The organism is Pseudomonas sp. YNh, assembly GCF_037993085.1.
GTDB classification, from domain to species: Bacteria; Pseudomonadota; Gammaproteobacteria; order Pseudomonadales; family Pseudomonadaceae; genus Aquipseudomonas; species Aquipseudomonas putida.
On the sequence record NZ_JBBMRJ010000028.1, the window covers coordinates 72,299 to 84,138 of the forward strand.

The 11,840-nt window shown below is 63.1% G+C and carries 6 protein-coding genes; all 6 read right to left on the minus strand.

What is annotated here, in order from left to right:
* Nucleotides 1–57 precede the first annotated feature (57 nt).
* Nucleotides 58–1,548, minus strand: coding sequence for an efflux transporter outer membrane subunit (locus WF331_RS23290; RefSeq protein ID WP_016499324.1), 1,491 nt, complete (start codon nt 1,546–1,548; stop codon nt 58–60).
* Nucleotides 1,545–4,652, minus strand: coding sequence for an efflux RND transporter permease subunit (locus WF331_RS23295; RefSeq protein ID WP_284360862.1), 3,108 nt, complete (start codon nt 4,650–4,652; stop codon nt 1,545–1,547). The genes WF331_RS23290 and WF331_RS23295 overlap by 4 nt, the downstream gene beginning before the upstream one ends.
* A complete protein-coding gene (locus tag WF331_RS23300) occupies nt 4,649–7,747 on the minus strand; it encodes an MdtB/MuxB family multidrug efflux RND transporter permease subunit (protein ID WP_284360859.1) in 3,099 nt (1,032 codons plus the stop codon). Before WF331_RS23300 ends, WF331_RS23295 begins: the two co-directional genes overlap by 4 nt.
* Nucleotides 7,744–9,054 (minus strand): MdtA/MuxA family multidrug efflux RND transporter periplasmic adaptor subunit, encoded by a 1,311-nt coding sequence (locus WF331_RS23305; protein WP_061204146.1) that lies wholly within the window; start codon nt 9,052–9,054, stop codon nt 7,744–7,746. The genes WF331_RS23300 and WF331_RS23305 overlap by 4 nt, the downstream gene beginning before the upstream one ends.
* A 341-nt stretch (nt 9,055–9,395) precedes the next feature.
* Nucleotides 9,396–9,896 (minus strand): thiol peroxidase, encoded by a 501-nt coding sequence (gene tpx, locus WF331_RS23310; RefSeq protein ID WP_016499320.1) that lies wholly within the window; start codon nt 9,894–9,896, stop codon nt 9,396–9,398.
* A 162-nt stretch (nt 9,897–10,058) separates the two neighbouring features.
* The gene (locus tag WF331_RS23315) at nt 10,059–11,339 is read right to left on the minus strand and encodes a serine/threonine transporter (protein ID WP_151326487.1); all 1,281 of its coding nucleotides are present in this window, start codon (nt 11,337–11,339) and stop codon (nt 10,059–10,061) included.
* Between the last annotated feature and the right edge of the window lie 501 nt (nt 11,340–11,840).

Genomic DNA, 11,840 nt, shown 5'->3' on the forward strand with positions numbered 1-11,840 from the left:
GATAATCTGGGGCCGCTTCGCGACACGAGGCCGCTCCCACAAAAGCGTGCGTTCACTTCAGTCCTGCTCGGCAAACGCCTGCTCTGCATCCCAGCCGCCGCCCAGCGCGGCCACCAGTTGCACACTGGCCACCAGGCGCCCTTGCAGCAGGTTCAACACGCTGCGCTCGTTGCTCAGCGCCGTGGTCTGTACGTTAACGACATCCAGGTAGCCAATCAGCCCCGCGCGGTACTGGTTCTCGGTCAGGCGCAGCGACTCGCGGGCAGCGTCCAGCGCCTCCTGGCGAACCACGGCTTCATCGCCATACACCTTCAACTGCACCAACAGATTTTCCACTTCCTTGAAGCCATCCAGCACGGTCTGGCGATACTGCGCCACGGTCTGGTCATACACCGCCACCGTACGGTCCACCTCGGCGCTGCGCTTGCCGGCGTCGAACAGGGTCAGCGCCAGCTGCGGGCCTACCGACCAGTAGCGGTTGGGCAGTTCGATCCAGTTGCTGAAGCTGCTGCTGGAATAACCACCACTCATGCTCAGGCTGAGGTCGGGGAAGTACGCTGCCCGCGACACACCGATATTGGCGTTGGCCGCCATCACGTTGCGTTCGGCAGCAGCGATGTCCGGCCGACGCTCCAGCAGCTGCGACGGCAGCGAAACCGGAATTTGCGGCAATGCCGGAATGGCCTTGCTGTCAGCCAGGGCAAAATCGGCCGGGGTCTTGCCCAGCAGCACGGCGATGGCGTTCTCGAACTGCGCACGCTGCCAGATCAGGTCGATCAAATCAGCCTGGGTGCTCTTCAGCTGGGTACGCGCCTGGGCGACGGCATCCGGGCCAGAGACACCAGCGCGGTACTGGTTCTCGGTCATCCGCAACGAGCGCTCATAGGCCGCCACGGTGGCTTCCAGCAAACGCTTCTGCTCATCGATGACCCGCAATTGCAGGTAGTTCTGCACAAGCTCCGATTGCTGGCTCAAGCGGATCGAAGCGAGATCGGCGAGGCTGGCTTCGGCACTGGCCTCGTTGGCATTCATGGTTTCGCGCAACTTGCCCCACAGGTCGATTTCCCAGCTGACACCGAGCTGGGCGTTGTAGGTATTGCGGATGCCGCTGCTGTTGTTGGACAAGCTGGAACTGGAGCTGCCGGTACCCTGCGCCGAGCGGTTCTTGCTGGCACTCAGGTCCAGGCTGGGGAACAGCGCCGCACGGCTGCTGCGCACCAGCGCCTGGGCCTGGCGGTACTGCGCTTCTGATTGCGCCACGGTCTGGTTGCTGCGGTTAAGCTCCTCGACCAACGCATTCAGCCCGGTATCGCCGTAGATTTCCCACCAGGCGCCGCGGGCGATGGCATCGGATGGCGTGGCCTGGCTCCAGCCTTCGGCGTGTTTGAACTGCGCCGCCGGGCTGTTCAGCTCTGGGCGGTGGTAGTCCGGGCTCAGGGTACAGGCACTGAGCAAGGCCACGCACAACCCGGCGCCGAGCAGGCGCGAGCCACGCCCACGGGTCAGCGCTTGCAGCGCACGGTGAAGTGGGGTCTGGGCAAAAGTCATAGCGGGGTTTCCAGGGCGGCGTCGGTGCGCACGCCGCGCCAACGGTTGAAACGGTGGCGCAGGCGGTCCAGGTACAGGTAGACAACCGGCGTCGTGTAAAGGGTGAGGACCTGGCTGAACACCAGGCCACCGATGATGGTCAGGCCCAGCGGCTGGCGCATTTCCGCGCCCTCGGCATGGCTCAGCAGCAGCGGCAAGGCGCCAAGGATGGCGGCCAGGGTGGTCATCAGGATCGGTCGCAGGCGCAGCAGGCAGGCACGGCGGATCGACTCTTCCGGCGACATGCCCTGATGGCGCTCCAGCTGCAAGGCCAGGTCGATCATCAAAATGGCGTTCTTCTTCACCACACCGATCAGCAGGAACAACCCCAACAGCGAGATCAAGCTGAATTCGCCACCGGTGACGTACAACGTCAGCAAGGCACCAACGCCTGCCGAAGGCAGTGTCGAGAGAATGGTCAGCGGGTGGATGTAGCTTTCATAAAGAATGCCCAGCACCAGATACACCAGCAGCAGTGCGCCAAGGATCATGAATGGCTGGCCCTGCTGGGTCTTGGCGAAGGCATCGGCCGTACCACCCAGCTTGGCAATTACCTCTTCGGGCAAGCCCAGTTTGGCCACCGCGCGTTCCAGCGCCGCCATGGCCTGGTCGGGGCTGTAGCCTTCGGCGACGTCGAAGGCGATGTCTTCCGAGGCGAACTGGCCTTCGTGGCTGACCCGGTCGTTGGCCAGGCTGTTCTCGTAGCGGGCGATGGTCGACAGCGGCACGCGAGCGCCGTCGGCGGTAATCACTTGCACCTGCTCCAGCGTGCTCGGGTCCCAGGCGTATTTGGGGTTGATCTCCAGCACCACCTGGTACTGGTTGAGGCTGTCGTAGATGGTGGAGATCTGACGCTGGCTGTAGGCGTTGTTAAGGACCGTGGTCACCATGTCCATGTCGATGCCCAGGCGCTTGGCTTGGTCACGGTCGACCACCAGCGTCACCTGCTGGGTACCGGAGCCGTCACGGGCGTCGATGGCGGTCAGCTCCGGCAGTGCACGCAGCGCCGCAACCACCTTGGGGAACCACTGGCGCAATGCCGCCAGGTCGCCGCTCTGCAGGGTATACAGGTACTGCGACGAGCTCTGGTCACGCCCGCCGCCACCCAGTTGCAGGTCCTGGTCGGCCATCAGGAACAGCCGACCTCCGGGCACTTTGGGCATTTCCTTGCGCAGGCGCTCGATCACCTTCTGCGCATCGATCTTGCGCTCGCTGATCGGCTTCAGGCGCACCAGCACCATGGCATTGTTGGTGCCGCTGTTGCCACCGATGAAACCGGCAACGCTCTGCACTGCCGGGTCGGCCAGCAAGGCGCGCCGGTAGATCTCCATTTTCGGCTGCATCACGCTGAACGACAGGCCGTCATCACCGCGGATAAATCCCATCAGCTGGCCAGTGTCCTGCTGCGGCATCAGCGTCTTGGGCACCACCACATACAGGGCGATGTTGATAGCAATGGTCGCCAGCAGGCTGAGCAGGGTCAGGCCCTTGTGGCGCAAGACCCAGCCCAGGCTGCGGTCATAGGCGTTGACCATGCGCTGGTGCACCTTGTCGCTCCAGCGCTGCACGCGAGTCGGCTCGGCCTGGTGCGGCTTGAGCCAGCGCGCGCACAGCATCGGCGTGAGGGTCAGCGATACCACCAGCGACACGATGATCGCCGCCGCCAGTGTGATCGAGAACTCCTGGAACAGGTTGCGCACGATGCCGCCCATGAACAGGATGGAGATGAATACCGCCACCAGCGACACGTTCATCGACAGCAAGGTGAAGCCCACTTCCTTGGCCCCCAGGAAGGCCGCCTTCATCGGCGGCTGGCCGTCCTCGATGTGCCGCGAGATGTTCTCCAGCACCACGATGGCGTCGTCCACCACCAGGCCAGTGGCAAGGATCAAGGCCATCAGCGACAGGTTGTTGAGCGAGAAGCCGCACAGGTACATGACCGCGAAAGTCCCCACCAGCGACACTGGCACTGCCAGGCTGGGGATGAGTGAGGCGCGCAGGCTGCCGAGGAACAGGTACACCACCAGGATCACCAGCACCACAGCGATCAGCAGGGTGTGTTCGGCCTCCTTCAGGGTGGCCTTGATCACCGGCGAGCGGTCCATTGCCACGTTCAGTTGCACATTGGCTGGCAGCAACGACTGCAGCGCAGGCAACTGCGCCTTGATCTGGTCGACCGTTTCGATGATGTTGGCACCGGTCTGGCGGTTGACCACCAGCAGCACCGCGCTCTGGTCATTGAAGAAACCGCTGTTGTAGCGGTTTTCCACACCATCGGTAATGGTGGCCACGTCGGACAGGCGCAGGATGGTGCCGTTCTGCTGCCGGATCACCACCGGCTCGTAATCCTTGGCGCTTTCCAGCTGGTCGTTGGCCCTCACCTGCCAGTTACGCTCGGCATCCTCGACAAAGCCCATGGGCCGGCGCTGGTTGGCGTTGGACACGGCAGTACGCACATCGTCCAGCGACACGCCGTACTGGTTGAGCAATTGCGGCTCGACGGCAATGCGCACCGCCGGCAGCGAACTGCCGCCGATCTGCACCTCCCCTACCCCCGATACCTGGGCCAAGCTCTGCGACAGGATAGTGTCGGCCAGGTCGTACAGCTGGCCTTTCTGCAGCACGTCCGACGTCAGCGACAGCACCATGATCGGTGCTTGCGACGGGTTGATCTTCTTGTAGGTGGGCATGCTGCGCATGCCGCTGGGCAGCAGGTTACGGGTGGCGTTGATCGCTGCCTGCACCTCGCGCGCCGCGCCGTCGATGTCGCGGCCCATCTCGAAGCCGATGATGACGCGCGTGGAGCCCTGGTTGGAGCTGCTGGTCAATGTGGTCACGCCGGCGATGCTGCCCAGCTTGCGCTCCAGTGGCGTGGCCACGGTGGAGGCCATGACCTCCGGGCTGGCGCCGGACAAGTTGGCCGACACCACGATGACGGGGAAGTCCATCTGCGGCAGCGGTGACACAGGCAAGAGGCCGAAGCTGACCCCGCCCAGCAGCATGATCGCCAGGCTCAGCAGCATAGTCGCTACAGGGCGACGGATGAAAGGACCAGACAGGTTCATGCCTCGGCCTGCTTCACGTCAGTGGCCGGGCGCCAGCGGCGGGCCAAGCGGTCGAAGTACAGGTAGATGACCGGCGTGGTGAACAGCGTCAGCACCTGGCTGACCAGCAACCCGCCGACCATCACCAGGCCCAGCGGCTGGCGCAGCTCGGCCCCGGAACCGGTGGCGAGCATCAGCGGCACGGCACCAAACAGCGCGGCCAGGGTGGTCATCAGGATCGGTCGGAAGCGCAGCAGCGCCGCCTGGTAAATCGCATCGCGCGGGCTCATGCCCTGATGGCGCTCGGCCTCAAGGGCAAAGTCGATCATCATGATCGCGTTCTTCTTGACGATGCCGATCAGCAGGATGATGCCGATGATGGCGATCATGCCCAGGTCGTTGCCGCTGATGAGCAAGGCCAGCAAGGCCCCCACCGCCGCCGACGGCAGGGTCGAGAGGATGGTCACCGGGTGGATGTAGCTTTCGTACAGCACGCCCAGCACGATGTACATGGTCACCACCGCCGCCAGAATCAACAGCAAGGTGCTCGACAGTGACGCCTGGAAAGCCTCCGCCGCGCCCTGGAAGCGGGTTTGTACCCCCAGCGGCATGCCGATGTCTTTCTGCACCTGCTCGATCACCTGCACCGCCTCGCCCAGCGATGCACCGTGGCCAAGGTTGAACGACAGGGTCACCGCCGGGAACTGGCCGATGTGGGAAATGGCCAGTTGGGCCTGGCGCTGCTCGATGCGCGCCAGTGCCGACAGCCTTACCTGGCCGCCATCGGCGGCCTTGACGTGGATCGACTCCAGCGCCTGTGGGCCGATGACTGCCGCGTCTTTCGACTGCAACACCACGCGGTACTGGCTGGCCTGGGTGTAGATGGTCGAGATCTGCCGCTGGCCGAAGGCGTCGTACAGGGCGTTGGTGATCTGCGCCACGTTGATGCCCAGGCGGCTGGCCATGTCACGGTCGATCACCAGGTACACCTGCAGGCCCTTGTCCTGCAGGTCACTGGCCACGTCGGCCAGTTCCGCGCGCTGCTGCAGCGCCTGCACCAGCTTGCCGCTCCACTGCGACAGCAGGTCGGCGTCCGGCGATGACAGGCTGAACTGGTACTGGGTACGGCTGACCCGGTCTTCGATGCTCAGGTCCTGCACCGGTTGCATGAACAGGCGGATGCCCACCAGCCGGTCAAGTTGCGGCTGCAAGCGGCTGATCACTTCAGTGGCGGTGACATCGCGTTCGCCGTGTGGCTTGAGGTTGATCAGCAGGCGGCCGCTGTTGAGCGTGGCGTTGTCGCCATCGACGCCAATGTAGGATGACAGGCTCTGCACGGCAGGGTCCTGCAGGATCACCTTGCTCAGGGCCTGCTGGCGCTCGCTCATGGCGGCGAACGAAGTGGACTGCGGTGCTTCGGAAATGCCCTGGATCACCCCTGTGTCCTGCACCGGGAAGAAGCCCTTGGGTACCACCATGTACAGGAAGACGGTCAGTACCAGGCTGGCCACGGCTACCAGCAGGGTCAGCGGCTGGTGCTTGAGTACCCACTGCAGGGCGTTGCCGTAATGTTTGATCAGCCAGTCGATCCAGGCGCCGCTGGCGCGGTAGAAGCGGCCTTGTTCTTCTTCCTTGGGCTCGCGCTTGAGCAGGCGCGCGCACATCATCGGCGTCAGGGTCAGCGACACCACCAGGGAAATCAGGATGGCCACCGCCAGGGTGATGGCGAACTCGCGGAACAGGCGGCCGACCACGTCAGCCATGAACAGCAGCGGGATCAGTACTGCAATCAGCGAGAAGGTTAGCGAAATCAGGGTGAAGCCGATCTGCCGGGCGCCCTTGAGCGCCGCCTGCATGGGCGTCTCGCCCTCTTCGATGTGCCGGGAGATGTTCTCCAGCATGACGATGGCGTCGTCGACCACAAACCCGGTGGCAATGGTCAGGGCCATCAGCGTCAGGTTGTTCACCGAGAACCCCGCCAGGTACATCACGCCGAAGGTGCCGATCAGCGACAGTGGCACGGCAATCGACGGAATGAGGGTGGCGCTGAAACGGCGCAGGAATACGAAGGTGACCATTACCACCAGGACGATGGCGATCAGCAGTTCATGCTGTACGTCCTTGACTGCGGCGCGAATGGTCTGGGTGCGGTCGGTCAGCACCGACACATCGAGGCCCGCCGGCAGGTTGTCGGTGATCGACGGCAACAGTTCCTTGATGCGGTCGACCACTTCGATGACGTTGGCGCCTGGCTGGCGCTGGATGTTCAGCAGCACCGCGTGGTTTTCGTTGGCCCAGGCGGCCAGGCGCTCGTTTTCTGCACCATCGACGATTTCGGCCACGTCTTTCAGACGCAACGGCGCATCGTTGGTGTAGGCCAGGATCAGGTTGGCGTATTCCTCGGGGGAACGCAGCTGGTCATTGGCATCGAGCATCGACACCCGGGTGGGGCCATCGAAATTGCCCTTGGGCTGGTTCACGTTCGAGGCACCGATCAGCGTACGCACGTCATCCAGGTTCAGGCCATTGGCCGCCAGGGCGTCGACGTTGACCTTGATGCGTACCGCCTGGCGCTGGCCGCCGGCAATGCTGACCATGCCCACGCCGCTGATCTGCGCGAGCTTTTGCGCCACACGCGTATCGACCAGGTCGTTGAGCTTGGGCAGCGGCATGGTCTTGCTGGAAATGGCCAGGGTCAGCACCGGGGTGTCGGCCGGATTGACCTTGTTGTACACCGGCGGTGCCGGCAGGTCGCTGGGCAGCAAGTTACTGGCGGCGTTGATCGCGGCCTGCACCTGTTGCTCGGCAACGTCCATGTTCATGTCGAGGTTGAAACGCAGGGTCAGCACCGACGCCCCGCCGGAGCTGGTCGAGGCCATCTGGCTCAGGCCCGGCATCTGGCCGAACTGGCGCTCGAGCGGAGCGGTGACCGCGCTGGTCATCACCTGCGGGCTGGCACCGGGGTACAGCGTCATGACGCGGATGGTCGGGTAATCCACCTGCGGTAAAGCGGAAACCGGCAGCAGCTTGTAGGCGATCAGGCCGGCCAGGACGATGGCCAGCATGCTCAGCGTGGTGGCGACCGGCCGCAGGATGAACAGACGCGAGAGGTTCATGCGCCCGCCTTGCCTGCTGCGTTGCCAGGCTGCGCTTCACCTGTGTGCGCCGAACCTTTGGCTTCCTGGCCTTGCAGGTGCTGGCCTGGGGTGGTCGGTACTTGCGAGCTGTCTTCGACCACTTCCACCTTGGTGCCTTCGCGCAGGCGGTCGGTGCCTTCCAGCACCAGGCGGTCACCCGCCTTCAGGCCTTCGAGGATGACGCTGTTCTCGCCATCGCTGGCGCCGACCTTGAGCTTGCGCACGTTCACCGTATTTTCAGCGTTTACCACATAGGCAAAGGTACCGTCGTTACCAAACTGGATGGCCGCTGCCGGGGCCATGATCACCTGCTTGAGGGTATCGGCCAGCAGGCGCACGTTGACGAACTGGTTGGGGAACAGGGCGAGGTCCTTGTTCTCGAAGCGGCCCTTGAACTTGAGCGTACCGGTCGTAATGTCGATCTGGTTGTCGATGCTACCCAGCACGCCTGTGGACTGCAGCTTGCTGTCACTGCGGTCCCAGGCCTCGACCGGCAGGCTGGCGCCGCTGCGGTAGCGTTCCAGCACGGTGCTCAGCTCGGTTTCCGGCAGGGTGAAGGCGACGTTGATCGGCTCGGTCTGGGTAATCACCACCAGTGCCGTGGTGTCGTTGGCCGCAACGAGGTTGCCCAGGTCCAGCTGACGCAGGCCCACGCGGCCGTTGATCGGCGCACGGATCTGGGTGAAGTCGAGGTTCAGCCGGGCGTCGTTGACCTGTGCCTGGTTGGTCTTGACCAGCCCCTGGAACTGCGCCACCTGCGCTTCGGCGGTGTCGAGGGTTTGCTTGGCGATACTGTCTTCGGCGTACAGGCCTTTATAGCGGGCTACATCCACCTGGGCGTTCTTAAGCTGCGCCTGGTTTTGCGCCAGCGTACCTTCGGCCTGCTGCAGGGCGATGCGGTACGAGCGCGGGTCGATTTCGGCGAGCAGGTCGCCGGCCTTGACCTGCTGGCCTTCCTTGAAGTGGATCTTCACCAGTTCGCCAGCCACACGGCTGCGCACATTGACCGTGTTGGTGGCAGTGACTGTGCCCAGGGCTTTGTAATACAGGGGGAAGTCACCCACGCGTACCGGTTCGACGCGCACCGGCACCGCTTCGCTGGAGCCGCCGAAGCCCGGGCGGCCGCCCATCATGCCCATGCCCTTGCCACCGCGCCCGCCGCCGCCGGCTTCTTTATGCGCAGGCGTTGCTGCAGGCCACAGCCACCAGGCCAGGGCAGCCACCAGCAGCAGGATCAGCAGGCCGACGAGCCAGCGACGGGGGGAACGGGAATTGGACACTTGCATGGGTTGAACGAACCTTGTTCGGAATGGCGGCTTGGGGAGGGTGAACGATAAGCAATGGCATCGTTTTAGCAAAGGGCCTTTACCAGAGGTTTACCTTTGGCTGACGTTGCCAAGACGCTGAACTTTAAATGAAAACGGCCCGGAAAGCGTTCCGGGCCGTTTCAGGGTGTTGCTTGGAGTAGTGGCGGGCTGAAAGGTTTCGGTTGCCTGGGCGGGCCCTTTCGCGGGTGAACCCGCTCCCACAGGTACCGCACAGATGTCAAAAGCTGTGCTTTACCTGTGGGAGCGGGTTCACCCGCGAAGAGGCTACCACAGGACTCAGCCGCCCTGCCCCGCAACCCTTACTTCAGTACTGCCAGCGCTGCATCGTAGTTCGGCTCGTCAGCAATTTCGCCAACCAGTTCGCTGTGCAGCACTTTGTCGTTTTCATCCAGCACCACCACGGCACGGGCAGCCAGGCCGGCCAGCGGGCCGTCGGCGATGGCAACGCCGTAGTTTTCGAGGAACTCGCGGCCACGCAGGGTCGACAGGTTCTTCACGTTTTCCAGGCCTTCGGCACCGCAGAAGCGTGCTTGGGCAAACGGCAGGTCGGCGGAGATGCACAGCACCACGGTGTTGGCCACATCGTTGGCCTGGGCGTTGAACTTGCGCACGGAGGTGGCGCAGGTTGGGGTGTCAACGCTCGGGAAGATGTTCAGCACCTTGCGCTTGCCGGCGTAGTCCTTCAGCGACTTGTCAGCCAGGCCTTCACCGACCAGGGAGAATGCCGGAGCCTGGGCGCCGATTTTCGGCAGTTCGCCGTTGACCTGAACCGGGCCGCCTTTGAGAGTCACTTGAGCCATGACGAAATCCTTATGCTGGGTTTGAAAAGGACACTGAGTTAAGCATGAAGGCGGCCGGGTGCCTATGGGGGCAGGTGAAATTGTTCTATTGCCGGACAATTTTTGTGGACAAAAAAATGCCCAGGTTGCGACAAGCGACCCGGGCATTCTTTAGCCAGCGAATCAGCCCAGCAGGCCGTACACCACCGAGGTCAACGCAACCAGGCCGACCACTACAACGAACACGTTGGAGGCTGCACCGCTGTACTTGCGCATCGACGGTACACGGTGGATGGCGTACATCGGCATCAGGAACAACAGCACCGCAAGGATCGGGCCGCCGAGCGATTCGATCATGCCGAGGATGCTCGGGTTGAGGGTGGCAACGATCCAGCACACCACCAGCATCAACGCGGCTACCACGCGGTCCAGGGTTTTGGCACCCGGGCGTGCACCGGTCTTGGCGATAATACCCTTGAGGCCTTCACTGGCACCGATGTAATGGCCCAGGAACGACTTGGCGATGGCCACGAAGGCGATCAGCGGCGCAGCGAACTCGATGGTCGGGTTGCTGAAGTGGTTGGCCAGGTACGACAGGATCGACAGGTTCTGTGCCTTGGCTTCGGCCAGTTGGGCGCTGCTCAGGGTGAGCACGCAGCTGAACACGAAGAACAGCACCATCACCACCATCAGCAGGTGGGCACGGCGCAGGATCTGGCCGCTACGCTCGTCGGCATGCTCGCCGTAGCGGCGTTTCTGGTCGACGGCGAAGGCCGAAATGATCGGCGAGTGGTTGAACGAGAACACCATTACCGGAATGGCCAGCCACAGGGTGTGCAGGAAGGCCGAGGCCGGCGGCACCTGGGTGGCGCTGTCGAGGATGCCACCGGTCCAATGCGGCACCAGGTACAGGCCCAGCAGGGCCAGGGCGACGATGAACGGGTACACCAGCAGGCTCATGACCTTGACAGTGGCCTGCTCGCCGCAGCGCACGATGGCCAGCAGGCCGAGGATCAGTACGAACGACAGGATCACACGCGGCGGCGGCTGCATGTGCAACTGGTGCTCCATGAAGCTGGACACGGTGTTGGTCAGTGCCACGCTATAGATAAGCAGGATGGGGAAGATCGCGAAGAAGTAGAGCACGGTGATCGCGGCACCGGCGTTACTGCCGAAGTGCTCTTTGACCACTTCGGTGATGTCGCCACCATTGCGCCCGGAGAGCACGAAGCGGGTCAACCCGCGGTGGGCGAAGTAGGTCATTGGGAAGGCCAGTACAGCCAGGATCAGCAGCGGCCAGAAACCGCCAAGCCCGGCGTTGATCGGCAGGAACAGGGTTCCGGCGCCAATGGCCGTGCCGAACAGGCCCAGCATCCAGGTGGTGTCGTGACGCGCCCAGCTGCCGAGAGTGGCGGGGGTCGATTCTACAAAGCGTTGTTCAACGCTTGGGGCCTGCTCATTCATTCCGGGTGAAGCTCCACTCGCAAGACTGTAACAGGCTGAGAATGGCGAAACAGTGCCTTCGCCCAACTCAACCGGAAAAGAGGGGCGCGATTGTGCACGGAAAGGTTGCACTTGCGAAGCCCTTTTCCGAGGGGCGGTTGCACTTGTCATGACAAGGGTGGCACCAGCGGCCCAAGTTGGCACGGTCGCGCTCAAGTAGCAGCAGTGTTGCAGCGGCACCACACATGGGTGGTCACACATCTTGTCCAGCAAATCTACTCAGGTTGCTTCAGAAGGCCGCCTAGCCGAATAGCCTCCGCATCGCGATTTTTTTTCATTTCCGCCATCCAGTAATCTATTTTCGCCATGTTCGCTGTGTGGGCACGCTGGTACTCTGCAAGGCTTCCGATCGTGTCCCGGGAAGTGGTGTAACTCATCATGGTTCTGACCGCTGAGTTCGCCGTTTAGTTGATCACGGCCGACAGCTTGGCCTGTGGATTATCGCTGACTGCCTCAAAGGCC